Genomic DNA, 24,600 nt, shown 5'->3' with positions numbered 1-24,600 from the left:
ATGGTCTCTTACGTCAGGGTCGGCTTGCCCTTCGTGGAGAGCCAGGTCCCGAAGAGGTCGTCCAGCTGCTGCCCCGACACCTTCTCGGCGAGCGCGGTGAACTCGGCCGTGTGCGCGTTGCCGTACCGGTGCTGCGAGGTCCAGGCCTTGAGCAGCTCGAAGAAGGCGGTGTCGCCGATCCGCTCGCGCAGGATCTGGAGCGTCATCGCACCGCGGGTGTAGACGGCGTCGGCGAACATCGTGTCGCGCTGCGGGTCGGCGACGTCGATCTGCCAGAAGGCGGCCGTGGCCGGACGCCCGTTGTACGCGGCGAGGAACGCGTCATGGGCGGAGCGGGTCCCCCGGTGCTCGGTCCACAGCCACTGGGCGTAGGTCGCGAAGCCCTCGTTGAGCCAGATGTCCTTCCACTGGTCCACGCTGACGGAGTCGCCGAACCACTGGTGGGCCAGTTCGTGGACGATCGTGGACTCGCTGCGGACCGCGGAGTAGACGGGCTTGGACTGCACCTCCAGCGAGAAGCCGGCCTCCGGCATGTCGTCGACGATCGCGCCGGTGACCTCGAAGGGGTAGCGGCCGAAGACCTGGGACCAGTAGTCGGTGGCCTCCGCGGTGACCGCGTAGACGTCCACCGAGCCGTTGGCGAGGACCGGGTCGGTGGCCACGTAGATCGGTATGCCGCCGGGTGTGGTCCCGGTCTTCACGTCGAACTTCCCGATGGTGGCCGTCGCGAGGTAGGTCGCCATCGGACGGGACTCGCGCCAGGTGGAGACGGTGCGCGAGCCCTTGTCGAACTGGGAGGTCAGCACGCCGTTGGAAACGCCCTTGAGGCCCTTGGGGGCGCTGATCCGGATGTCGAAGGTGGCCTTGTCGGACGGGTGGTCGCTGCCGGGGAACCAGGTGGAGGCGGCGTTCGGCTCGCAGGCGACGAAGACACCGTCGGTGGTCTTCATCCAGCCGTACTTCGAGCCGAAGACGATGGGGCCGCTGAGCGGCTCCGGCACTCCGCCGTAGACGACGGTGGCGGTGAACCGCTGCCCCTTGCGCAACGCGTGGCGCGGGGTGATGGCGATCTCGTCGCCGCTGCGGGTGAACCGCGCCGGCTTGCCGTCCACGCTGACCGAGGTGACGGTGAGCTGCTGCAGGTCGAGGTCGAAGGAGGAGAGGTTCTGGGTGGCGCGGGCGGTGACGGCCGCCCGGCCGTCGAGCCGGTCACTGGCCGGGTCGTAGGAGACGTCGAGTCCGTAGTGCTCGACGTCGTAGCCGCCGTTGCCGAGCTCCGGGAAGTACGGGTCCCCGACGCCCGGGGCGCCGGGCGCGGGATGGTGCGAGGCGGCGGCCGTCGGAGGGGCGCCGGAGATCAGGCAGGCCGAGACGCTGATGACGGCGAGCGCGGAGCCGAGGAGTCTGGCCGGACGGGAGGGTGCCATGGGGGGATGCCCTTCGAGCGCGAACAGTGACGCGCCGACTCTGCACCCTCCCCCCTCGTCATGACCATGACTTTTCGCTAAGTCGTCATGCACTAAAGGTCAGTTGGCTGATTACCGATGTCCGGGGCATCGCCCGGGGTTCCGCCCGAGGCGTTCTCCGGCGCGCTCTCCGGCGTGTTCTCCGGGTGGTGGCACGCCACCTGGTGCCCCGTCTCCAGCGTGACCAGCGGCGGCTCCTGCGCGGAGCACACCTCGGTCGCCTTCCAGCAGCGGGTGTGGAAGCGGCAGCCGGACGGCGGGTTGATCGGCGAGGGCACGTCGCCGGTGAGCAGGATCCGCTGGCGCGCGGTACGCCGCTTCGGGTCCGGCACCGGCACCGCGGAGAGCAGCGCGTTGGTGTACGGGTGCATCGGCCTTGCGTAGAGCGCCTCGCGGTCCGCGACCTCGACGACCTTGCCGAGGTACATCACCGCGATCCGGTCCGAGACGTGCCGGATGACGGACAGGTCGTGCGCGATGATCACGTACGTCAGCCCGAGCTCGCTCTGCAGGTCGTCCAGCAGGTTGACCACCTGCGCCTGGATGGAGACGTCCAGCGCCGAGACCGGCTCGTCCGCCACGACCAGCTTCGGCTTGAGGGCGAGCGCCCGCGCGATCCCGATGCGCTGCCGCTGCCCGCCGGAGAACTCGTGCGGATAGCGGTTGTAGTGCTCGGGGTTGAGCCCGACCAGCTCCAGGAGGCCCTGCACCTCCTTCTTCACGCCGCCCTCCGTCGCCACCTTCTGGAGCTTGAACGGCGCTCCGACGATGGTGCCGATGGTGTGCCGCGGATTGAGCGAGGAGTAGGGGTCCTGGAAGATCATCTGCACGTCGCGGCGCAGTGGTCGCATCTCCCCCACGCTCAGGTGGGTGATGTCCCGGCCCTGGAACTCGATCTTCCCGCCGCTGGGTTCGAGCAGCCGGGTGATCAGCCGTCCCATGGTGGACTTGCCGCAGCCCGACTCCCCCACCACGCCGAGCGTCTGACCCGCCGCCACCTGGAGGTCGATCCCGTCGACCGCCTGCACGGCGCCGACCTGCCGGCGGAGCATCCCCTTGGTGATCGGGAAGTGCTTGACCAGCCCGGTGACCCTGAGCAGGGGCTCCGCCCCCGCGGTGGCCTGCTGGGGGATCTTCACGTCTTCTTGAGGCACGGTCCGGTCCTTCACAGCTTGGGAGCGATCTCTTCGGTCCAGATCCGGTCCCGGTCCTGCTCGCCGAGGTGGCAGGCCGACCAGTGCCCGGCCGCGGTCTCCCGCAGCTCCGGCACGATCGTCTCGCTGGAACCGCCGTTGAGCCCGGCGTACGGGCAGCGCGGGTGGAAGGCGCAGCCGGACGGCACGTTGATCAGGCTGGGCGGGGCGCCCTTGACCGGGTTGAGCCGGTCGGCCCGCTCGCGGTCCATGCGCGGCATGGAGCCCAGCAGGCCCCAGGTGTACGGGTGCTGCGGCTCGGTGAAGACCTTCTCTGCCGTACCGCGTTCGACGCAGCGCCCGGCGTACATCACCAGCAGGTCGTCGGCGAGCTCCGCCACCACGCCCAGGTCGTGCGTGATCATGATGACCGCGGAGCCGAACTCCTTCTGCAGGTCCCGGATGAGGTCCAGGATCTGCGCCTGCACGGTGACGTCCAGGGCAGTGGTCGGCTCGTCGGCGATCAGCAGTTCCGGGTTGTTGACCAGCGCCATCGCGATCATCGCGCGCTGGCGCATCCCGCCGGAGAACTGGTGCGGGTAGTCGGCAACCCGCTGGTGCGGCTCGGGGATGCCGACCCGGTCCAGCATCTCGATCGCCCGTTTGCGCGCGACCTGTTTGCTGACGTTCTGGTGCACCCGGCAGGCCTCGACGATCTGCGCGCCCACCGTGTAGTAGGGGTGCATCGCCGACAGCGGGTCCTGGAAGATCATCGCCATCTTCAGCCCGCGCAACCGCCGTACCCGGTCGGGGTCGGCGCCGATCAGCTCCTCGCCGTCCAGCCACACCTCACCGGAGATCCTGGCCTTGGCGGTGCGGTGCAGGCCCATGATGCCCAGCGACGTCACGGACTTGCCGGAACCGGACTCGCCGACGATGCCCAGCGTCCGGCCGCGCCGGAGATCGAAGCTGATCCCGTCGACCGACCTGACGAGGCCGTCGTCGGTATTGAAGTGGATCTTCAGATCGCGTACCGCCAGGAAGGCGTCCCCGGTGTCCGGCCGGGCGCTGAGCACCGGTTCGCCGACCGCGGACACCCCGCTCGGAGCCGGCCCGTCCTGCGCGCGCAACGGGTCGCTGTCGCTGTCCTTCCGCAGCGGATCGCTGCCGGCGGTGCTCACGAGTACCTCACCCTGGGATCGATAGCGGCGTACAGCAGGTCCACCAGGAGACTGCACATGACGATGAAGAAGGCCGCGACCATGGTCACGCCGAGCACGATGGGCAGGTCGTTGTCCCGGATCCCGTCGACGGCATAGGCGCCGATCCCCTTGAAGGAGAAGACGTTCTCCGTGATGACCGCGCCGCCGATCAGCAGGCCGAAGTCCATCCCGAAGATCGTGACGATCGGGGTCAGCGCGGCCCGCAGCCCGTGTTTGGCGACGACCCTGCTCTCCCGCAGCCCCTTGGCCCGCGCGGTGCGGATGTAGTCCTCGCCCATCGTCTCCAGCATCCCGGCGCGGGTGAGCCGCGCGTAGAGGGCGGAGTAGAGGAAGGCGAGGCTGCACCAGGGCAGGACCAGGTTCCAGGCCCACTGGAGGGGATCCTCGGAGATGGGCACGAACTGGACGTTGTCCCAGATCTGCCAGTTGTACTGGAAGACGCCCAGGGCGAGCATGCCGGTGAAGAACGTCGGCAGCGAGACGCCGGCCAGCGCGATGCCCATGGAGAAGCGGTCGAAGACCGAGCCGCGTTTGAGGGCCGACAGCACACCGATCGCCACCCCGGAGGTGACCCAGATCACGGCGGCACCGATGGCCAGCGACAGGGTGACCGGGATCCGGGACTTCAGCTCGGGCCACACCTCGATGTGGCTCTTGAACGAGTAGCCGAAGCAGGGCGCGTGGCAGACCGAGGCGTCCGGGCCGAACTTGTAGTCCGCCCCGACGGCGATGGCCTTGATGAAGTGCCAGTACTGCTCGTACAGCGGCAGGTCGAACCCGAGGTTCTTCTTGACCGCCGCGATGCTCTCGGGGTTGGCGTCCTTGCCGACGTACTGGGTCGCCAACTGGGTGGTGTTCTGCCCGCCGAGGCGCGGCAGGAGGAAGAAGATCGCAAATGTGACCGCGCTGACGACCAGCAGCAGCAGCAAAGCGGCGATCACGCGTCGAATGATGTACGCAGTCACAGCCGTGCGGCGCCGGGGCCGCCGGGCCGGGGGTCACCCGGCCCGGCGGACACCGAAGCCTTCACCTGCCTTCCGGTTACTTGGAGGAGCCCAGCAGCAGGTAGTCGTACATGCCCAGGTAGGCCTGGGTGATCGTGACGTTGGTCGCGGACGGCGGCCGGTAGAGCAGGTTCTTGCGGTACAGCAGCGGCACCACGGACCCGTTCTCCATGGTCAGCTTGTCGATCTCGCCCCACGCCTTGGTGCGGGCACCGCTGTCCGTGTTGGCGATGGCGTCCGACAGGGCCTTGTTGATGGCCGGGTCGTTCAGCTCCATCAGGTTGTTGCCACCCGACGGCTTGATGGCGCTGCCGTCGATGATCTGGTCGAGGAAGCCGTAGCCGGTCGGCCAGTCGGCGCCCCAGGCCATCATCATCATGCCGATGCCGTGGGCGTGGACGTAGTCCGGGACACCCGCGAAGTTGGAGAAGTACTTACCGGCCGGGAAGCTCTTGATGTTGGCCGTGATGCCGACCTGCTTCAGCGAGTTCTGGATCGCCGTCGCCGCCGCCATCTCGGAGGGGCGGTCGGAGCGCGCCGACAGGTTGGTGGTGAAGCCGCCGGGCTGGCCGCAGGCGGTCAGCGCGGCCTTGGCCTTCACCGAGTCGCCCTTGTTGCCCGGCGTCGGGTAGAGGTCGAACTTGCTGTAGCCGTTGACCGACGGCGGCAGCAGCGTCGTGGCGACGTCGCCCTTCACGTTGCCGCCCGCCGCGGTCTGCACCGAGGTCTTGTCGATCGCCCACTGGATCGCCTTGCGGCAGTCGGGGTTGTCGAACGGCTTCACGTGCAGGTTCAGCGCCAGGTAGGACGTGGCTCCCGCGTAGGAGTTGTCCGTGTTCTTCTTGTTGTCCGCCTTCAGCACCTGCGGCTGGCTCGCGGGCTGCACGCCCGCGCCGGCCGCGTCGGCCGTGATGGTGCCGGCCAGCAGGTCCTTGTCGATCGTGACGCCGTTCACCTTGAACTTCATCGTGATCTTGTCGGGGAGCGCGGGACGCAGCGGGTCGTTCTCCTTGGTCCACTGCGGGTTGCGCACCAGGACGGCGCTCTTGCCGTCGTCGTAGGACTCGAACTTGTACGGGCCCGTCGACATGATGTGCTTCACGTACTGGGCGCCGGTGTCCTTGGCCGCGGGCACGGGGGCGGTCTGCGAGAACGTCGCCAGGTAGTCGAAGTCCGCGAAGGGCTTGCTCAGGTGGAAGACGATCGTCGAGTCGTCCGGGGTCTCGATGGACGCGAGGCCGCCGGGGCTCTTGTCCTTGTACGGACCCTTGTACGCGTCACCGCCGACCAGGTACGCCTTGAAGTACGTCGGGCCGTTGGACAGCGCCTCGGGCGCGAAGTTGCTGCGCTCGATCGCGTACTTGACGTCCTTGGAGGTGACCTCGGTGCCGTCCTCGTACTTCACGCCCTTGCGCAGCGTGTACGTCCAGGTCTTGGCGTCGGCGCTGGCCTTGCCGAGGCCGGTGGCCAGGTCGGGGACGATCTGCAGGCCCTCGGCGCCCGCGGCGGGCTTGAAGGTGACCAGCGTGCGGCCGTACAGCCGGGAGAAGTTCTGCACCCAGCCGTAGTACGTGTTCCCCGGGTCGAGCGAGTCGGGCACGTCGGAGTGCTCGTACGAGACGGTCCCGCCCGCCTTGTCACTCTTGTTGACGACCTGGGTGAGAGCGGCGTCGGTGCCCGCGCTCGATCCCTTGCCCTCGGTGGTCTTCTTGTTGTCGCTGCTGCTGCAAGCGGACGCTCCCAAGGCCAGAGCCGTGGCAAGCGCCAGCACCGCTGTCGCTTTTCTGCTGTTCATGCCGAGGAAAGCCCCCTCGTTCGGTGGAGATACACAGCCGCGCGCGGAAGGTCGCGCCGCGGGTCACTTGCTGCGGGGATCGAGGGCGTCGCGCAGCCCGTCGCCCAGCAGGTTGAAGGCCAGGACGGTGACGAAGATCGCCAGTCCGGGCACGATCATGTATTGCGGATCCGCCTCGTAGAGGTCGATCGCGCTGGTGAGCATGCCGCCCCAGGAGGATTGCGGCGGGGCGATTCCGACCCCGAGGAAGCTCAGTGCCGCCTCGAAAATGATGTTGGTCGGAATCAGCAGCGTCGAATACACGAGGATCGGCGCCACAAGATTGGGGAGCAGCTCACGGAAGAGAATGAACGGACCGCGGGCACCCAGGCTGCGGGCGGCCTCCACGAACTCACGTTCGCGCAGGCTGAGGGTCTGCCCGCGCACAATTCGGCCCATGTAGGGCCAGTTGAAGAATCCGATGACGAAGATCAATACGCAGATGCGGAGGGGAAGTCCGTCCAGCCCGAACGCGCCGTCCTGCAACGACGCCGAAATGGAGATCGCGAAGAGCAGCAGGGGAAAGGCCAGGAAGGTGTCCATCATGCGGCTGATCACGCTGTCGACCCAGCCGCCGTAGTAGCCCGCGATGACGCCGAGCACCGTACCGATGACGTTGGACAGGATCGTCGCGCCGGTCGCCACGAGCAGCGACACCCACGAACCCTCGATCACCCGGGCCAGCAGGTCGCGGCCGAACTGCGGGTCGACGCCGAGCGGGTGTTCCCAACTCATGCCGCCCCAGGCGCCCTTGGGCGCGAGGAGTACCGGGTCGACCAGATCCTGGTGGAACTCGTTGGGGTCCAGTCCGAAGATCGCCTCGATCGGCTTCGCCAGCACGGCAAGCAGCACCAGGAGGATCACGATGATCCCTCCGGCCACGGCCACCTTGTCGCGCCGGAAGCGCAGCCAGGCGATCTGGCCGAGGGAACGTCCCTCGATCTGACTCTTTTCGACCCCACTGAGAATGGCCTCGGGCTGCGCCCCGGCCTGTGCGGCAGTGGTCTCGATCGGTGCGGTCATGGTGAAACTGACCCCTCTCGCCGGCGGATAACCGGCGCGCGCCCGCCGCTGTAGCGGCTTTGCTCTTCACTCATCAGTCGTGCTGCTGTGCTGTGCCTTGCGAATTGCAGGGAAAACAGGCGGTGCAGGCAGTGCTGTTGGTGCAGGCGGAGCAGGTGTTCGCCGGGGCCGCGAGCCCCTTGCGGCGAGAGTCTTCATCCAGTCCGCGATCACCCGCCAGACTTCAGAACGAATGGATGCGCAACTGTGATCTGGCGAATCATCGTCCGTTATGGGCTCGGACCGGAGGTAACGTCGGCTCATGAATGATCGGCTGCATGCGGTGTGCGACCTGATGATCCCCACTGTCCGGGAAATGGCCGGTCTGCACGAGTACGACGGGCGGGTACAGGATCTGTCGCCCGCCGGCGTCCGGCGCGGACTGTCGGCCCTCGCGCACGCGCGGCGCGGGCGCCCGGCTCCGGACGGCGCGCGCGAGCGCCATGACGACGCGCACCTGGCCGTCTTCGAGGAGTCGCTGCGGGTCCAGTACGGCGAGCTGGAGCTGCACCGCCGCGACCCGTACCCCCACCTGTCCAACCTGGAACTGGCCTGCTACGAAAGGGAGTACGCCCCCCGGGAGGAGCGGGCCGCCGCCCGGCTCAAGCACCTGGCGCAGTGGCCGGAGGCGGTGGACGCTGCCATCACCTCGCTCGACCGCGTGAGCGCGCCCGTCGCGACCGCGCTCCTCGGCGCCGTCCGGGGCCTGGCCGCCGGACTCCACCCGGACCAGGGCCCCGAGGCCGCCGCGGCGCTCCCCGCGCACGAGCGGCTGGTGGCGCACGTGGTCCGCGCCGCCAGGACCGGCGACCCCGACCCGCGGCTCGGCGGGGACGCGCTGGCCGCGCTGATGGGTGCTCAGGAGGGCCTGCCGGTCGACCTGACGGCCCTGGCCGCCGAGGCGGCCCGCGAGCGGGACCGGCTGACGGAGCTGCTGACCGAGTCCTGCCGCGCGCTCGATCCGAACCGCGACGTCGACGATCTGATCGCGGAACTCCTCGCCGACCACCCCGCCGCCGACGGCGTCATCCCGGAGGCCGCCCGACTGACCGAGGAGGTCATCGAGTTCACCCGGGCCAAGCGGCTCGCGCCGCACCTGGACGGCGACTGCCAGGTCGGCCCGGCGCCGGCCTCCCGCCGCTGGGCGATGGCGATGATGTCCTGGGCCGCGCCCGGTGAACCCGACGCCGCCTCCTGGTACCACGTCACCCCGCCGGAGCCCGACTGGCCGGAAGCCGAGCGGGAGGAGTGGCTGACGGTTTTCAGCCGCACGAGCCTCCCCTCGATCACCGTGCACGAGGTCGCCCCCGGCCACTTCGCGCACGGGCGCTCACTGCGCCGCGCGCCCACGCCCGTACGACGGGTGCTGCACTCGCTGTCCTTCTGCGAGGGCTGGGCCCACTACGTCGAGGAGGTCTGCCTCGAAGAGGGCTTCCGGGCCCGCGACCCGCGGTTCGCCATCGGGGTGGCCCTGGAGGCGCTGGTGCGCGTCACCCGGCTCTCCTGCGCCATCGGCCTGCACACCGGCGCGCTGACGGTCGACGAGGCCACCGAGCTGTTCATGCGCGACGCCCACCTGGCGCGCGCGGGCGCCGCCTCCGAGGCCCGCCGCGGCACCTTCGACGCCGCCTACGGCCGGTACACCTGGGGCAAGCTGGAGATCATGCGGCTGCGCGAGCGGGCCCGCCGCGACTGGGGTTCCGGCTTCTCGCTGGAACGCTTCCACGGCGCGCTGCTCGACCTCGGCAGCCCGCCGCTCGGCCTGATCGGGGCAGCACTGACCGGGGCGTGACCCCGCACGGGCCGCGGTCGGGCGGGACCTAGCGCGGCGCCTGGCCCTGCGGCCAGCCCTGCTGCGGCCAGCCCCAGGCGGCCGCGGGGGCCGGGCCGGAGGCGGCGTGCGCCTCACGGTCGAAGAAGGGCTGGCCGTTCGTCCGCATCCACATGGCGACGGGGTCGTACTCGTCCGCCATGGCGACCGTGGAGACGGCCAGCCCGTCCGGCACTCCGCTGATGGACTGCTGCATCATCAGGCGTACCGCCTCCACCGCCTGCGGCGAGGAGTCGTACATGTCCAGGCCGATGGCGAGATACGGCTCGCCGACCGCGGGCTGCACCCATGCGCGGCGCAGCGACCGTACGGCCGGCGTCCGGTGGGCGTGCTGCGAGAGCAGGGCGTAGAACTGCGGGATCTGCAGGGCGGGCTCGCCGATCTGCAGCGGCCCCGCGGGCAGCCGGTCGAGGCCGGTGGCGATCCGGCGCAGGTCGAGCCAGGGGATGCCGACGCCGCCGCCCGGGGCGTGCGGATTCAGCCACAGTCCCCAGCGCTCGGGGAAGAGCGCGGTGGCGATGTCGCGGCCCTGCACGACCTCGTGGGCCCGGTTCCAGCCACTGGTGGCGAGCTCCTGGGCGGAGGTTACGGCCGGCGCGTAGCCGTAGCCGTCGATCTCCATGTTCCCGTACTGGGCGTCCGGGGAGCCGGGTGAGCCGTGCCACAGCAGCATCCAGACCTGGCCGCCGGCGAGTGACACGAGCAGGTCCTCGTAGGCGTCGAATCGTCCGGGCGCCACCTGCCGAAGCATCTGCTCGACGTGGCCGGCTGCCGCCGCACCGCCTTGCGCGCCCGCGATCACGTGGGTCCGCCCCTTCTCTCCGCCACCGGTGTCACCGGGTGCGGCGCACGCCTGTGCACCGCCCGCCATCAAACCAGGTTGTACGCCCCCGCAGACAGCGCACGGCCTCAGTCCCGTCCGAAGAAGGGCCGGACCCGCTCCAGCATCCAGTCGCCGACGGGGTCCTGGGCGATGTCCAGCAGGATCAGCTGCACCGGCAGCGACAGCGGCGCCGCGCCGAGAGCCCGGCCGAGCGCGTCCATCGCGGCGGCCCGGTCCTCCTCCTGCCAGCGGTCGAGCTCGACGCCGACGAACAGCTGCGGCGGCGCGCCCTCCACGCTGGCGACCGCGCGCCGCGCGGAGAGCACCACCGGGGTGACGGCGAACTCGCCGGCCGCGGCGGCGAGGAAGTCCACCGGTTCGTCGTCCGGATCCGGCTCCCATAGCCGGACCCGGCCACCGGTCGGCGTCCGCGGGTCGCGGTCGGAGCGGCAGAGGTCCTGGACGACGGGGGGCGGCAGCGGGATCCCGGCCGTCCCGCCGGGGTTGACGGCGATGCCGACCTCCGGGGGCAGCCCCCGGGCGAACTCCCGGGCCGGCGCGACGGTGCAGGCCATCCCCTGGGCGGCCCGCAGGAACTGCTGCTCGGAACTGAACACCGGTATGTACAGGGTGCCGTCGATCTCGAAGGACGGCAGGTCCAGGTCCCTGCTGTCGGGACCGCCGCCGTTGGGCAGCGGCACCCACAGCGGGGAGCGGCCGAGCACTTCGAGGAGCCGGGCGTTGGCGCCCGGGAGACCGACGCTCGCGGCGAATACGGCCTCGAGTTCGTTGGCGGGCCAGGGGTCGGCCACGTGCTGCGGGTTCACTGCGCTGTGCCTCGCGGAGTAGAGCCGGGAATGTCTGCCGGGTGCGGCCGGTGCCCGGCGTCTGCGACGCCTGCCGCCCTGCCGAACCCTAGCGGTTGCCGGGTTGGCGACTGCCCTGATCCGCGGTAACGGCCGCCGGGGAGGCCCAGGGGACCGCCAGGGCGCCGCCGAAGACTATCCGCCGCACCGCGCCCGCCGCGGACCGGTCCAGGAGCAGCGCGGAGACGCAGCCGTCGGGCCGTCCGCCGGGTCCGGCCAGCGCCACCAGCCGCCGGGCGGCCCTGCGGTGCCGGGCCATGGCGTACCCGGACACCATCCGGCCGCGAGCGAGCTGCCCGGCGCGGGCCGCGTCCTCCGGGACGTCCAGCACGAGCAGGTGCAGCCCCCGGCCGCGGCGCCGGGCGTCGCGGGCCAGCCAGCGCCGCACCCAGGCCAGCGAGCCGCAGTCGTGCACGACGAGGCTGGCGCCGGTGCGCAGTGCGCGGCGCAGCCTCGCGTAGTGGTCGAGCCGCACCAGCGGGCGGTACGCCGCGTACGGGAGCAGGGCCGGCATCAACGCCTCCCAGTGCAGCCGTACGTCCTGCGAGTCGATCCGGCGGACCGCCCCGGACCCGCCGGTGCCGGTCGCCTCCCGCTCGTCGACGGCGCGCCGCATGAGCGTGCTCTTTCCGCTGCCCGGCAGTCCCGACACGACCAGCACGTCCCCCGCCGGGTAGCGCAGCGTCGTCCCGGCCGCCCACTCGTCCACCTGCACGGCCCCCGCCTCCCCCCGTTCACCCCGCCCGGCGGCCGGGGCCCCGTCGGAGGCCGGCCACTGGCAGTAAAGAGAGGGTAATGGCAAGTAAAGGGAATCCCCAGAGGCCCGGTGGCTTCCGCCGCATGCAATGATGAGCGCCACAACTTGCATACTGGCCGTTCGAGGCCGCGCGGGAGAGTCCCTGCCATCATGAGCAGGGCGCCGAAGGAGCAAGTCCTCCCTTGAATCTCTCAGGCACAGTCACCGCGCGGGCGAGGCACATCTGAAAAGCGGACGGGTCCGTTCACGACCCGTCCCACCCAAGGTGCAAGCCGGGGCCCCAGGGCCGCGGTGAACCTCTCAGGTTCCGATGACAGATGGGGAGGCCCCTCCTTTCGGGGTTTCGTCATCCTTTGTCCATGCCATGAGAGTCTCACCACGTCTGTACCGGGAGCCCGCCTGATGAGCCAGCCGCCCCACGACGCCCCGCGCCGTACCGCGCTCGACACCCTGCATCGCGCTCTGGGCGCGACGATGACCGACTTCGCCGGCTGGGACATGCCGCTGCGCTACGCCAGCGAGCGCGACGAGCACACCGCCGTCCGCACCCGCGCCGGCCTGTTCGACCTCTCGCACATGGGCGAGATCACCGTCACCGGCCCGCAGGCGGGCGAGGCGCTGGACTACGCGCTCGTCGGCCACATCTCGGCGCTGGCCGTCGGCCGGGCCCGCTACACGATGATCTGCGCCGCCGACGGCGGGATCGTGGACGACCTGATCGTCTACCGCCTCGGCGAGGACGAGTACATGGTCGTCGCCAACGCCGGCAACGCCCAGGTCGTGCTGGACGCCGTCACCGAGCGCGCCACGGCGTTCGACGCCGTGGTCCGCGACGACCGCGACGCGTACGCGCTGATCGCCGTCCAGGGCCCCGAGTCCCCCGGCATCATGAAGGGCCTGACCGACGCCGACCTGGACGGGCTCAAGTACTACGCGGGACTGCCCGGGACCGTCGCGGGCGTCCCCGCGCTGATCGCCCGCACCGGCTACACCGGCGAGGACGGCTTCGAGCTCTTCGTGGCCCCCGAACACGCCGAGTCGCTGTGGAAGGCGATCACCGAGGCGGGGGCCGGCGTCGGCCTCATCCCGTGCGGCCTGTCCTGCCGCGACACGCTGCGCCTGGAGGCCGGCATGCCGCTCTACGGGCATGAGCTGACCACCGCCACCACTCCGTTCGACGCCGGTCTGGGCCGGGTCGTGAAGTTCGACAAGCCGGGCGACTTCGTCGGACGCACCGCACTGACCGCCGCAGCCGAGAAGGCGGCCGAGCAGCCGCCGCGCAAGCTGGTCGGGCTGATCGCCGAGGGCCGCCGCGTGCCGCGCGCCGGGTACCCGGTCACCGCCGCCGACGGCACCGTGATCGGCGAGGTCACCTCCGGTGCGCCCTCCCCGACCCTCGGACAGCCCATCGCCATCGCCTACGTCGACGCGGCCCACGCCGCGCCCGGCACCGAGGGCGTGGCCGTCGACATCCGCGGCGCTCAAGAGCCGCACAAGGTGGTTGCGCTGCCCTTCTACAAGCGACAGCGCTGACCGACCCGCCCACCCCTCGCGCGAGCACACCTTCACATCCGGGAGAATTCCGTTATGAGCAACCCCCAGCAGCTGCGCTACAGCAAGGAGCACGAGTGGCTCTCCGCCTCTGAGGCCGGAGTGTCCGCCGTGGGCATCACCTCGCACGCCGCCGACGCGCTCGGTGACGTCGTCTTCGTCCAGCTCCCGGAGGTCGGAGCCGCCGTCACCGCCGGCGAGACCTGCGGCGAACTGGAGTCGACCAAGTCGGTCAGCGACCTGTACTCCCCCGTCACGGGCGAGGTCACGGAGATCAACCAGGACGTCGTCGACGACCCCTCCCTCGTCAATTCGGCCCCCTTCGAGGGCGGCTGGCTGTTCAAGGTGAAGACGTCGGACGAGCCCTCGGACCTGCTCTCCGCCGAGGAGTACTCCGCCTTCACCGGCAGCTGAGCCTCCCGGACCCCGCTCCGTGATCCCGACCTCGACCAGGAAGATCCCATGTCGCTCCTGAACAGCTCCCTTCATGAGTTCGACCCGGACGTCGCCGCCGCCGTCGACGCCGAGCTGCACCGCCAGCAGTCCACCCTCGAGATGATCGCCTCGGAGAACTTCGCGCCGGTCGCCGTCCTGGAGGCCCAGGGCTCGGTCCTGACCAACAAGTACGCCGAGGGGTACCCCGGCCGCCGCTACTACGGCGGCTGCGAGCACGTCGACGTCATCGAGACGCTCGCCATCGAGCGGGTCAAGGCGCTGTTCGGCGCCGAGGCCGCGAACGTGCAGCCGCACTCCGGCGCCCAGGCCAACGCGGCCGCGATGTTCGCCCTGATCAAGCCGGGCGACACCATCCTCGGCCTGGACCTGGCACACGGTGGGCACCTCACCCACGGCATGAAGATCAACTTCTCCGGCAAGCTCTACAAGGTCGCGGCCTACCACGTCGACGAGAAGACCAGCCTCGTCGACATGGAGGAGGTCGAGCGCCTCGCCAAGGAGCACCGCCCGCAGCTGATCATCGCGGGCTGGTCGGCCTACCCCCGCCAGCTCGACTTCGCCGAGTTCCGCCGCATCGCGGACGAGGTCGGCGCCCTCCTGATGGTCGACATGGCCCACTTCGCGGGCCTCGTCGCGGCCGGGCTGCACCCCTCCCCCGTGCCGTACGCGGACGTGGTCACCACCACGACCCACAAGACGCTCGGCGGCCCGCGCGGTGGCGTGATCCTCTCCAAGGCCGAGTACGCCAAGAAGATCAACTCCGCGGTCTTCCCCGGCCAGCAGGGCGGCCCGCTGGAGCACGTGATCGCGGCCAAGGCAGTGGCCTTCAAGGCCGCGGCCACCGACGAGTTCAAGGACCGCCAGGTCCGTACCCTCGAAGGCGCCAAGATCCTCGCCGAGCGCCTCATCCAGCCCGACCTGACCGAGGTCGGCGTCTCGGTGCTGTCCGGCGGCACCGACGTGCACCTCGTCCTGGTCGACCTGCGCAGCAGCGAGCTCGACGGCCAGCAGGCCGAGGACCGGCTCCACCAGGTCGGCATCACGGTCAACCGCAACGCCATCCCGAACGACCCGCGTCCCCCGATGGTCACCTCGGGCCTGCGGATCGGCACCCCGGCGCTGGCCACCCGCGGCTTCGGCACCGAGGACTTCACCGAGGTCGCCGACATCATCGCCGAGGCCCTGAAGCCGGCCTTCGACGAGGACCAGGCCAAGCACCTGTCCGCCCGCGTCTCCGCACTGGCGGCGAAGCACCCGCTGTACCCCGGACTGTAATCAGCCCGCCGTACGCGTCAGGTCGGGGCACCGCGCACACTGGAAGGTGAGCCGGTGCCCCGCACCATGTCCCCCGCACCCCCTGTCCCGCGCACTACCCGGCAGACAACGGCGTCTGCTCGACCAAGGAGTCTTCTCGTGGCCATCTCGGTCTTCGACCTGTTCTCGATCGGCATCGGCCCGTCCAGCTCACACACCGTCGGCCCCATGCGCGCCGCCGGGATCTTCGCCCACCGCCTCAAGAACGAGGGACTGCTCGCCCACACCGCGAGCGTCCGCGCCGAGCTCTTCGGCTCACTGGGCGCCACCGGCCACGGCCACGGCACCCCCAAGGCGGTGCTGCTCGGCCTGGAGGGCCACTCCCCCCGCACGGTCGACGTCGGGACCGCCGACGACGAGGTGGCCCGCATCCGCACCAGCGGCCGGCTCAACCTGCTCGGCGCCCACGAGATCGATTTCGACGCCTCGTCCCAGCTGATCCTGCACCGCCGCCGCTCCCTGCCGTACCACGCCAACGGCATGACGCTCTTCGCCTACGACACGGACGGCGCGCCCCTCCTGGAGAAGACGTACTACTCGGTGGGCGGCGGGTTCGTCGTCGACGAGGACGCGGTCGGCGAGGACCGGATCAAGCTCGACGACACCGTGCTGCGCCACCCCTTCCGCACCGGCGACGAACTGCTGCGGCTCTCCCGCGACACCGGCCTGTCGATCGCCGCCCTGATGCTGGAGAACGAGAAGGCCTGGCGCAGCGAGGCCGAGATCCGTACCGGGCTGCTGGAGATCTGGGGCGTCATGCAGGCGTGCGTCTCGCGCGGCATGTCCCGCGAGGGCATACTCCCCGGCGGCCTCAAGGTCCGCCGCCGCGCCGCCAACTCCGCCCGGCAGCTGCGGGTGGAGGGCGACCCGAAGGCGCTCGCGATGGAGTGGGTCACCCTCTACGCGATGGCCGTCAACGAGGAGAACGCGGCGGGCGGCCGGGTCGTCACCGCGCCCACCAACGGCGCGGCCGGCATCATCCCGGCCGTCCTGCACTACTACATGAACTTCGTGCCCGGTGCCGACGAGGAGGGCGTCGTCCGCTTCCTGCTCGCCGCCGGCGCGATCGGCATGCTCTTCAAGGAGAACGCCTCCATCTCCGGCGCCGAGGTCGGCTGCCAGGGCGAGGTCGGCTCCGCCTGCTCGATGGCGGCCGGCGCCCTCGCCGAGGTGCTGGGCGGCTCCCCCGAGCAGGTCGAGAACGCGGCCGAGATCGGCATGGAGCACAACCTGGGCCTGACCTGCGACCCGGTCGGCGGCCTGGTCCAGATCCCGTGCATCGAGCGCAACGGCATGGCCGCGGTGAAGGCCATCACGGCCGCCCGGATGGCCATGCGCGGCGACGGCCGGCACCACGTCTCCCTCGACAAGGTCATCAAGACCATGAAGGAGACCGGCGCTGACATGAAGGTGAAGTACAAGGAGACGGCGCGCGGCGGCCTCGCGGTCAACGTCATCGAGTGCTGAGAAACCGCATCTGATCAGCGGTTCCGGTTCTTTCAGCTCTGTCACGGCCTTCCCCGTCCGCACGGCGGATCGTCCCTGAAGAGTCCCCGTGACAGAGCTGAAAGTCCCTGAAAAGTCCCTGGGAGATCCCTGGCGAAGAGCGGCCACCCAAGCTCCATCGCCAGCCGCTCGGCGCCTGTGGGGAAGCCATTGGTGACCTTGAGGATGGGCCGCGGTCCGCAGGGTGGCGCCCAAAATCACCCGACTCCAATAACAAGACTTTTGTTAATGTAGCGTCATGACCACCTCGCCAGCGCCCGGAGAAGGCCCCGTCCGTCCGGTCTCCGTCTCGCTCCATGAAGGCACCATCGCGGCCCTCAAGGCGCGCACCGGCAACCGGGGCATGTCCGCGTACGTCGAGGCCCTCATTCAGCGCCAGCTGGAACGGGACCGGCTGCGCGAGCTCATCGAGGACGCGGAAGCCGAGCACGGCCCGGTCGACCAGGCCGCGGTTGAGGCCAAGCGAGCGCTTCTGCGCGGCGCCACGGCGGGTTCGGCGGACGCCGCGTGAGCGGCACCCTCGTCCTGGACTGCGAAGGCCTGTCCAAGCTCGTACGACGCACACCGGAACTCACCGAATGGCTGGCCGCAGCCGAGGCCGAGGACATCCGCGTCATCACCAGCTCCGTCACACTCGTCGAAGCGCGCGATCCCAGGACCAACCAGGCCCGCTTCGACCACGCCGTCTCACGCGTGAACATCATCCCGCCCACGGAGGCCATCGCCCGCCACGCGAGCAAGCTGCTCGCCACGGCGGGGCTGCACGGCCACAAGTACGCACTCGACGCCATCGTGTCCGCCACCGCACTCGCTTCGCCCGCCCCCGTGACCGTCCTGACGTCGGACCCTGAGGATCTCCTGATGCTGTGCGGCCCAGGTATCCGCGTGATCAAGATCTGACCCGTCCCCCGTGCGGGATTCGGACCCGAGACCTACGCATGACGAGTACGCCAGTTCAACAAAGCCGGCCTCGACGCGAGAACACCAACATTCGGTGTGCGATCCCACCCCGCCCCATGGGTGCCGAGTGCCGCCGGACACCTTGCAGGTAGCCGTCGGGTGAAAGTCCCTGGCTAGTCCCTGACGTGTTGCGAATCGAACCTTGCTGCGCCAAAATCGCAGGTCAAGTCCATGATCAAAAGTGGCTGACATGAAGGTGAAGTACAAGGAGACGGCGCGCGGCGGCCTCGCGGTCAACGTCATCGAGTGCTGAGGCCGCCGGGCCGGAACGACTGGGGCCCGGCACCTCATGGTGCCGGGCCCAGTCGTGGGCGTCAGCCCCCCGCTCACGGGCGTCAGCCCTGCAGCTTGGCCCAGAACTCGTCCCACGAGAGCTGCCCGTCACCGTCGGTGTCGTTGGCGTTGATCACGGCCTGGGCGACCGGCTCGGTGGTGTAGAAGTCCCCGAGCTCGGCCATGACCTTCTTGTACTCGGCCGCCGTGATCTGACCGTCCTTGTCGAGGTCATACCGGTCGAAAGCCCTCTTCGCTGCCTCGATGTCCGCCACGTGACCCGCCCCTTCTCTGTGCCTGATTGACGAGCTCAGATTATCGGGGTTTCCGACCCGAACAATAAGTGCGACCGGTCGGTCGTCTTTCTGTTACGGTGATGCCATGGCAGACAGCGAGCGGCCCGACGGCAGGCGCGTACGCGGGGAGCGGACGCGGCAGGCCGTGCTGGACACGGCCGTGGCCCTCGCCTCGGTGGACGGACTGGACGGGCTCTCCCTGGCCCGGCTGTCCGGAGCGCTCGGGGTGAGCAAGTCCGGACTGTTCGCGCACTGGCGGGACAAGGAACAGCTCCAGCTCGACGTGATCGACCGGGCCCGCAAGCAGTGGGGCGCGCTCGTGATGCGGCCGGCGCAGGACGCGCCGGCCGGGGTGCGGCGGCTGCTCGCCCTGCACGAGGCCCGGCTGGCCTTCTACGCCGAGGACGTGCTGCCCGGCGGCTGCTTCTTCGCCGCCGTACAGACGGAGTTCGACGACCGGCCCGGCGCGGTGCGCGACCGCGTCGCCCAGTCGGTCACCGATTGGGTGCGGCACATCCAGGACCTCGTCGAGGAGGCGATCGCCCTCGGCGAGCTGCGGGCGGACGTGGACGCCGCCCAGCTGACGTTCGAGATCGACGCGCTCGGCGAGGCCGTCGTCACCCGCTCCCGGCTCATGGACCGGGCCACCGTCTTCGCCCAAGCGCACCGGGCCGTCCTGGAACGGCTCAGATCCCGCTGCACCGACCCTTCGATCCTCCCGGAGAGCTGAACCATGACGACCACCGCCCAGCCGCCGGCCGCCCCCGAGGCGCCGGCCGCGCAGATCTTCCCCGTCCAGATCCACTTCGACGACCTCGACGCCCTGGGAATGGTCCACAACGCCCGCTACGCGCTGTTCGTCGAGCGCGCGATCACCGCCTACTGGGTCGACCGGGGCTGGTCGTACACCGCGGACCGCACCCAGTACGACGACACGTTCCTCGCGGTCCGTGAGTTCCGGATCGAGTACCTGGCGCCGATCCTCGGCGCGGGCGACGCGGCTGTGCACATCTGGATCGAGCACCTGGGGCGCACCAGCATCGTGTACGGCTTCCGCCTGCTCTCCGCCGACCACGGGACCGTGCACGCGTCGGGGCGCCGGGCCCAGGTCAAGCTGGACCCGGCCACCCTGCGCCCCAGCCCGCTGAGCGACGAGCTGCGTGCGGCCGCGATCCCCCTGATGAGCACCGGGTCCATACGATCCACCGCATAGCGAATGGTTCGAAAGCAAGATCGAGTCACTTCATATTCGCTGTTTACAAGGCAAGTGGCACAGTTCACTCCCCCATACGCAAGCGATTAGTTCCTTATGCTATCAAATGTCCCAAATAAGGGTTTGCCTGCCCCCTGCCCCCTGTGTCAGAGTCGGTGCCAACGGCCCCCTGACCCGGGCTGAGCCGTTCCTCGGGCGCCGCGGACCACACCCCCCCTTGCTCCGCGGCGGTACGAAGAGGCCCTCACCGTGTCGTACAACGACACGAGAGGGCCTCTTCGCGTTGCACCGGAGGAAGGTAAGGACGTACGGCCCTCAGCGGTCCAGGACGCGCAGTTCGAACCACGTCGTCTTGCCGCGCGGCTGGAGGTCGACACCCCAGCGGTCGGAAAGCTTGTCGACAAGGAAGAGGCCGCGGCCGCTGATGTCGAGCTCGCGGACCGGCAGCAGGCAGGGCAGCGCCCGCGAGGGGTCGCGGATCTCCACGCGAATCCAGCCGCGGCGGTGCAGCATCCGGATCCCGAAGGTGCGGGCGCCGGTGTGCCGGACGGCGTTTCCGACCAACTCCGAGACCAGTAACTCGACGGTGTCCGCGAGTTGCGGAAGCGCCCACTGGCGCACCACCGAGACGGAGAGCCGGCGCGCGGTCGAGGCCGATTCGGGCCGCGAGGTCAGCCGGACCTCTTCCACCGACGGGTCCCCGACCAGATCGAGGGCTTTGGCGGCCGCCTCGTCGGGCGCCGCCGACGGCCACTCCGCAGCGGCGATGCCCGCCCGCTGCGGTTGTTCCGATGCTCCCCGGCCCGCCATGCGTTCATCATGGCCGCACCGGAGGGGGTTCGGGGTGGATCCGACGGAATTGGCCGAGCGGAATGAGGGGTTCCAGAAGCGTTCCCAGGCATATGCCATGGGCATCGATCATCGATCAGAAGCTGTCGTGACCTGCAGTGATGACGCGCTGACGATCAGCTACCAGCCCGGTCGGCCGCACTTTCCTTAAGGCTTGCTTAAGGTTGTTTTAAGGTCCCGCCACCCGGTCGGCCCAATGTCAACAGGCCCCCGAAAGAGGTGCGGTGGGTCGGGCGCCGGTCCACGGCGGACCCGCGCCCGACCCTTCCCCGGACGTCCCGCCCCGGGCGATGCCTAGTGGAACTTCGCCTTACCCGGGCCGTCCTCGACGAAGCTGCGCATGCCCGTCTCGCGGTCGGCCGTCGCGAACAGCCCGGCGAACAGGGCACGTTCGATGGTCAGTCCGGTCTCCAGGTCCGTCTCCAGGCCGCCGTCGATGGCCTCCTTCGCCGCGCGCAGCGCGTACGCGGGGCCGCGGGCGAGGCGTTCGGCCCAGGCGTGCGCCTCGGCGTAGACCTGCTCCGCGGGGACGACCTTGTCGACCAAGCCGATGGCGAGCGCCTCCTCGGCCTTCACCATCCGGCCGGTGAAGATCAGGTCCTTGGCCCGGGAGGGACCCACCAGGCGCGTCAGCCGCTGGGTGCCGCCGGCGCCCGGGATCAGGCCGAGCAGGATCTCCGGCTGGCCCAGCTTCGCGTTCGAGGCCGCGATGCGGATGTCGGCGCAGAGCGCCAGTTCGCAGCCGCCGCCCAGTGCGTAACCGGTGACCGCGGCGACCACCGGCTTGGGGATGCGGGCGATCGCGGTGAAGGACTCCTGGAGGGCGCGCGACCGGTCGACCATGCCCTCGTAGGACATGGCCTGCATCTCCTTGATGTCCGCTCCGGCGGCGAACACCTTCTCCCCGCCCCAGACGACCACGGCGCGTACGTCGTCGCGCCGCCCCGCCTCCTCCGCGACCACCTTCAGCCGGTCCTGGGTGGCGATGTCCAGTGCGTTCATCGGCGGGCGGTCGACGCGGATCGTGCCGACGCCTTCGGCGACTTCGAGGCTCACAGTCATGGTCCGGAGACTACTTCGCCGGGCGGGCCCGAAGAACAGGCCCGCCCGGCGACGGAGGTCACATCAGTGGTTCAGCGGGTCAGCTGGTCCACTCGCTCCAGGAGAGGTTCCAGCCGTTGAGGCCGTTGTACCACTGCACGGTCTTGTCCTTGGAGTTGATCACCTGGACGACGTCGCCCACCATCGACTGGTTGTAGAACCAGGCGGCCGGGGTGGACGGGTCACCGGCGCCACGCGTGTCGGACAGCCCCACGCAGCCGTGGCTGGTGTTGGAGCCGCCGAAGATCGACTTGGCGGCCCAGTAGTTGCCATGGATGAACGTGCCCGAGTTGGTCAGACGGATGGCGTGCGGCACGTCCTTGATGTCGTACTCGCCACCGAAGCCGACCGTGTCACCGTTCATCCGGGTCACGTCGTACTTCTCGGTCATCACCATCTTGCCGTTGTACGTGGGGTTCGCCGGGGCACCCGCGCTGATCGGGATGGTGCGGATCACCGCGCCGTCACGGCTCACGGTCATGGTGTGCTTCGCGGCGTCGACCACGCTGACCTGGCTGCGGCCGACGGTGAACTTCACGTCCTTGGACTGCTTGCCGTAGACGCCGGGGGCGCCCTCGACGCCGTTCAGCCGCAGGCTCAGCGTCACCTTGGTGCCGGCCGCCCAGTACTTCTCGGGGCGCAGGTCCAGCCGCTGGTTGCCGTACCAGTGGCCCTTGACGGGGACGGACGGCGAAGCGGTGACCCGGACGGCCGCCTCGACGGCCTTCTTGTCGGTGATCGCCCGGTTGAAGTTGAGCGAGACCTCCATGCCGACGCCGACGGTCTGGCCGTCCTCCGGCGTGTAGAAGCCCACGAAGGAATCCTTCGGCGTGATCGTGGTGAACACCGCGTGCTTGGCGGACTCGCGGCCGTCGTTGTCCTTGGCGATCGCGTCCACCGTGTACTTGGTGGAGGTGCCCAGGTGCTCGGCCGGCGCCCAGCTGGCACCGTCGCCGGCAATGTCGCCCTTGACCGTGGCGCCCTTGTCGTCCTTGACGGTGACGGAGCTGAGCTTGCCGCTCGCGGCCGTGACCTTCAGGGCGCCGCTGGTGGCCACGTTGTTCGCGCCGTCCTTCGGCGTGATGGTCACCACGGCGGCCGACGCCTTGGTGTCCGCGGTCGTGCCGGCCTGCGCCCCGGCCGGCTTGTCACCGCCGGTGCCGCCGGTGCCACCGCTGTTCGTACCGTTGCCACCGCCACCGCACGCGGTGGTCATCAACAGCAGCGCCCCCAGCGCCAGTGCCAGCAATGTCTGCCTGGCGCCCGGCGCCGCCTGTATCGGCTTCAACTTTCTGCTCCCCTCACACGGCCGCCCGCCCACGCGTCCGGAATGCCCGACTACGGCACCCCGGTAGCGATTCTGCCCGGCCGATCCGACCCTGACCCCCCTGCACGTGGCCGCTGCAGAGCCGCTGGGGCTTCTGCGCGCATGGTGCTCACGCAAACGACAGATAATCACACGCAAGGTAGGGCCGGTGACACGGGATTGTCACCATTCAGTCCCAGTCGGCTGTGAGCGCGGCATGAGGTCGGATCCGGCTCCGGAATCGTTTCCGGAAACGGGCTCCGGGCCCGGCCCTCCACCCGGTTGTCGACCGGGGGCGGACCGGGCCCGGAGGGAGCGCGGAGGGGGCGGCGTCAGGAGGAGGACTCTGCGTCCCGGGGCACGGCGGAGCCCGCGCGCCACTCCCGCCAGCTGAGATTCCAGCCGCCCATGCCGTTGTCCGCCGCGACCGTGCGGTCATGTGAATTGATCACTTCGACGGTGTCGCCGACGAGCGAGTGCTCGAAGAGCCATCCCGCCGCCGTCGTCGAGCGACCGCCCTTGACGTCGGCGAGCCCCACACAGCCATGACTGGTGTTGGTGGCGCCGAAGGTCCCGGGCGGGGCCCAGTAGTTGCCGTGCAGGAACGTCCCGGAACGGGTGAGGCGCATGGCGTGCGGGACGTCGGGGATGTCGTACTCCCCGCCGAAGCCGACCGTCTGGCCGTTCATCCGGGTCAGGGCGAACTTCTCGGCGATCACCATCGTGCCCTGATAGGTGGGGTGCTCAGGACTGCCGGCCGAGATCGGCAGTGTCCTGAACACCTGGCCGCCACGCCGCACGGTCAGGGTGTGCGCGTCCGCGTCGACCGTGCTGGTCTGGTCGCGGCCGATCGTGAACCGGACGTTCTTGTCCTGGATGCCGTACACGCCCTCGGCGCCCTCGACGTCCCGCAGGCGCAGCGACATCGTCACCACGGTGCCGGCCCGCCAGTGCTTTCTCGGGCGCAGATCGAGGCGCCGGCTGCCGAACCAGTGCGCGGCCACCTCCACCTCGGGCTTCGCCTGGACGGTGATCGCCCGCTCGACCGCCGCACGGTCGGTGACCGGCCGGTTGAAGTTGACGGTGATGATCATGCCGGTGCCGACGGTGGATCCGGCCTCGGGAGTGTAGAAGCCGATGAACTTGTGCTTGGGCACCAGCGTGGTGAACACGGCGTGCTTGGCGGCCCGCCGGCCCTGCCCGTCCACCGCGTAGGCGTCCACCGTGTACTGGGTGGAGAGCGCCAGCCGGCCCGTGGGCAGCCAGCCGCGGCGGTCCTCCGCGAGGGTGCCGGCGACCGGTACGCCCTCGCCGTCGGCCACCTTGACCTGCGTCAGCTCGCCTTTCTCCACCCCGACCCGCAACTGCCCGTCGGCGGGCACATCGTGCGCGGCGTCGTCCGGTGTGATGACGATGACCGCCTCCGACACCTGCGGGACGACGTCCCTGGCGCCCGCCGCCCCGCATCCGGCGAGGAGCCCGCCGAGTACTACCGCTCCTACCAGTCCCGCCCCGGCGCTCAGGGCGCGCCTCACAACCGCGTTCGTCACACGGGGTCAACGAGAGGGGCACCCCCGGGGAAACGTCCCGCCGCCCACCTGTACGAGAACAGTCACGCAACAGGTACGACACCGATCACACGTGTGACTCCACGCGTCCCGATGGGAAGGAATGGTAGGAGGAGACGGCACCGACCCGGCACGGGACGCCGGGAAGGGCCGCGTCCGGCCAGGGCTTTAGTGGGACGCGTGGGGTTCCGCCGTACCGTGGCCGCGG

23 protein-coding genes and 2 riboswitches are annotated in these 24,600 nt (G+C 70.0%); of the genes, 9 read left to right on the top strand and 14 right to left on the bottom strand.

Annotated elements, in window-relative coordinates:
• Positions 1-8: 8 nt before the first annotated feature.
• The 6 genes from O3X23_RS19205 to O3X23_RS19180 all read right to left on the bottom strand — a co-directional run bounded on the left by O3X23_RS19205 (position 9) and on the right by O3X23_RS19180 (position 7,683).
• Positions 9-1,427, bottom strand: coding sequence for a M1 family metallopeptidase (locus O3X23_RS19205; protein ID WP_269272652.1), 1,419 nt, complete (start codon positions 1,425-1,427; stop codon positions 9-11).
• A 92-nt stretch (positions 1,428-1,519) separates the two neighbouring features.
• A complete protein-coding gene (locus tag O3X23_RS19200) occupies positions 1,520-2,620 on the bottom strand; it encodes an ABC transporter ATP-binding protein (RefSeq protein WP_269272651.1) in 1,101 nt (366 codons plus the stop codon).
• Between the two features lie 11 nt (positions 2,621-2,631).
• On the bottom strand, positions 2,632-3,696 hold the full coding sequence (locus tag O3X23_RS19195; RefSeq protein ID WP_269272713.1) for an ABC transporter ATP-binding protein: 1,065 nt from the start codon (positions 3,694-3,696) through the stop codon (positions 2,632-2,634).
• An 80-nt stretch (positions 3,697-3,776) separates the two neighbouring features.
• Positions 3,777-4,787, bottom strand: coding sequence for an ABC transporter permease (locus tag O3X23_RS19190; RefSeq protein WP_269272650.1), 1,011 nt, complete (start codon positions 4,785-4,787; stop codon positions 3,777-3,779).
• A 76-nt stretch (positions 4,788-4,863) separates the two neighbouring features.
• On the bottom strand, positions 4,864-6,621 hold the full coding sequence (locus O3X23_RS19185; protein WP_269272649.1) for an ABC transporter substrate-binding protein: 1,758 nt from the start codon (positions 6,619-6,621) through the stop codon (positions 4,864-4,866).
• Positions 6,622-6,684: 63 nt separating this feature from the next.
• Positions 6,685-7,683: an ABC transporter permease gene (locus O3X23_RS19180; protein ID WP_269272648.1), complete on the bottom strand. Its 999-nt coding sequence runs from the start codon at positions 7,681-7,683 to the stop codon at positions 6,685-6,687.
• A 301-nt stretch (positions 7,684-7,984) separates the two neighbouring features.
• On the opposite strand from O3X23_RS19180, the gene O3X23_RS19175 reads away from it, so the two are divergent.
• Complete coding sequence (locus O3X23_RS19175; protein WP_269272647.1) at positions 7,985-9,514, top strand: DUF885 family protein; 1,530 nt, start codon at positions 7,985-7,987, stop codon at positions 9,512-9,514.
• Positions 9,515-9,542: 28 nt separating this feature from the next.
• Here the strand turns inward: O3X23_RS19175 and O3X23_RS19170 are convergent, their stop codons facing one another.
• The 3 genes from O3X23_RS19170 to O3X23_RS19160 all read right to left on the bottom strand — a co-directional run bounded on the left by O3X23_RS19170 (position 9,543) and on the right by O3X23_RS19160 (position 11,957).
• Positions 9,543-10,304 (bottom strand): enhanced serine sensitivity protein SseB C-terminal domain-containing protein, encoded by a 762-nt coding sequence (locus O3X23_RS19170; RefSeq protein WP_269272712.1) that lies wholly within the window; start codon positions 10,302-10,304, stop codon positions 9,543-9,545.
• Positions 10,305-10,462: 158 nt separating this feature from the next.
• Positions 10,463-11,203 (bottom strand): enhanced serine sensitivity protein SseB, encoded by a 741-nt coding sequence (locus tag O3X23_RS19165; RefSeq protein ID WP_443047895.1) that lies wholly within the window; start codon positions 11,201-11,203, stop codon positions 10,463-10,465.
• A gap of 88 nt (positions 11,204-11,291) precedes the next feature.
• Positions 11,292-11,957: an AAA family ATPase gene (locus O3X23_RS19160; protein ID WP_269272646.1), complete on the bottom strand. Its 666-nt coding sequence runs from the start codon at positions 11,955-11,957 to the stop codon at positions 11,292-11,294.
• Between the two features lie 163 nt (positions 11,958-12,120).
• Positions 12,121-12,216: riboswitch (glycine riboswitch) on the top strand.
• A riboswitch (glycine riboswitch) is annotated at positions 12,217-12,326 on the top strand.
• A gap of 75 nt (positions 12,327-12,401) precedes the next feature.
• Between O3X23_RS19160 and gcvT the strand changes: the two genes are divergently transcribed.
• The 6 genes from gcvT (at position 12,402) to O3X23_RS19130 (ending at position 17,726) form a co-directional block, all read left to right on the top strand.
• Entirely contained in the window at positions 12,402-13,532 is a 1,131-nt protein-coding gene (gene gcvT, locus O3X23_RS19155; RefSeq protein WP_269272645.1) for a glycine cleavage system aminomethyltransferase GcvT, read from the top strand.
• 54 nt (positions 13,533-13,586) lie between these two features.
• Positions 13,587-13,964, top strand: a complete 378-nt coding sequence (gene gcvH, locus O3X23_RS19150) for a glycine cleavage system protein GcvH (protein WP_269272644.1) — start codon at positions 13,587-13,589, stop codon at positions 13,962-13,964.
• A gap of 48 nt (positions 13,965-14,012) precedes the next feature.
• Positions 14,013-15,281 carry a serine hydroxymethyltransferase gene (gene glyA, locus O3X23_RS19145; RefSeq protein ID WP_269272643.1) on the top strand — a complete coding sequence of 423 codons (1,269 nt, stop codon included), beginning with the start codon at positions 14,013-14,015 and terminating at the stop codon, positions 15,279-15,281.
• A 138-nt stretch (positions 15,282-15,419) separates the two neighbouring features.
• Positions 15,420-16,787: an L-serine ammonia-lyase gene (locus O3X23_RS19140; protein ID WP_269272642.1), complete on the top strand. Its 1,368-nt coding sequence runs from the start codon at positions 15,420-15,422 to the stop codon at positions 16,785-16,787.
• 277 nt (positions 16,788-17,064) lie between these two features.
• Positions 17,065-17,337 (top strand): hypothetical protein, encoded by a 273-nt coding sequence (locus O3X23_RS19135; protein ID WP_269272641.1) that lies wholly within the window; start codon positions 17,065-17,067, stop codon positions 17,335-17,337.
• Complete coding sequence (locus tag O3X23_RS19130; RefSeq protein ID WP_269272640.1) at positions 17,334-17,726, top strand: type II toxin-antitoxin system VapC family toxin; 393 nt, start codon at positions 17,334-17,336, stop codon at positions 17,724-17,726. Before O3X23_RS19135 ends, O3X23_RS19130 begins: the two co-directional genes overlap by 4 nt.
• Positions 17,727-18,121: 395 nt before the next feature.
• On the opposite strand, the gene O3X23_RS19125 is transcribed toward O3X23_RS19130, so the two are convergent.
• Positions 18,122-18,334 (bottom strand): EF-hand domain-containing protein, encoded by a 213-nt coding sequence (locus O3X23_RS19125; protein ID WP_269272639.1) that lies wholly within the window; start codon positions 18,332-18,334, stop codon positions 18,122-18,124.
• A 106-nt stretch (positions 18,335-18,440) separates the two neighbouring features.
• Here O3X23_RS19125 and O3X23_RS19120 point away from each other — a divergent pair, with 106 nt between their 5' ends.
• The gene (locus tag O3X23_RS19120; RefSeq protein ID WP_269272638.1) at positions 18,441-19,085 is read left to right on the top strand and encodes a TetR/AcrR family transcriptional regulator; all 645 of its coding nucleotides are present in this window, start codon (positions 18,441-18,443) and stop codon (positions 19,083-19,085) included.
• Between the two features lie 3 nt (positions 19,086-19,088).
• Positions 19,089-19,568 (top strand): acyl-CoA thioesterase, encoded by a 480-nt coding sequence (locus O3X23_RS19115; protein ID WP_269272637.1) that lies wholly within the window; start codon positions 19,089-19,091, stop codon positions 19,566-19,568.
• A 315-nt stretch (positions 19,569-19,883) separates the two neighbouring features.
• Here O3X23_RS19115 and O3X23_RS19110 read toward each other — a convergent pair whose 3' ends face one another.
• From O3X23_RS19110 to O3X23_RS19095, 4 genes are all read right to left on the bottom strand, one after another.
• Complete coding sequence (locus O3X23_RS19110) at positions 19,884-20,378, bottom strand: ATP-binding protein (protein ID WP_443047894.1); 495 nt, start codon at positions 20,376-20,378, stop codon at positions 19,884-19,886.
• Positions 20,379-20,711: 333 nt separating this feature from the next.
• Complete coding sequence (locus O3X23_RS19105; protein WP_269272635.1) at positions 20,712-21,479, bottom strand: enoyl-CoA hydratase/isomerase family protein; 768 nt, start codon at positions 21,477-21,479, stop codon at positions 20,712-20,714.
• 79 nt (positions 21,480-21,558) lie between these two features.
• Positions 21,559-22,839, bottom strand: coding sequence for a L,D-transpeptidase (locus O3X23_RS19100; protein WP_443047893.1), 1,281 nt, complete (start codon positions 22,837-22,839; stop codon positions 21,559-21,561).
• Between the two features lie 317 nt (positions 22,840-23,156).
• Positions 23,157-24,359 carry a L,D-transpeptidase gene (locus O3X23_RS19095; RefSeq protein WP_269272634.1) on the bottom strand — a complete coding sequence of 401 codons (1,203 nt, stop codon included), beginning with the start codon at positions 24,357-24,359 and terminating at the stop codon, positions 23,157-23,159.
• Positions 24,360-24,600 lie beyond the last annotated feature (241 nt).

The sequence above is a fragment of the Streptomyces sp. H39-S7 genome, assembly GCF_027158205.1.
In the GTDB taxonomy this organism is placed as follows: domain Bacteria; phylum Actinomycetota; class Actinomycetes; order Streptomycetales; family Streptomycetaceae; genus Actinacidiphila.
This window is presented reverse-complemented; position numbering and strand designations above follow the sequence as displayed.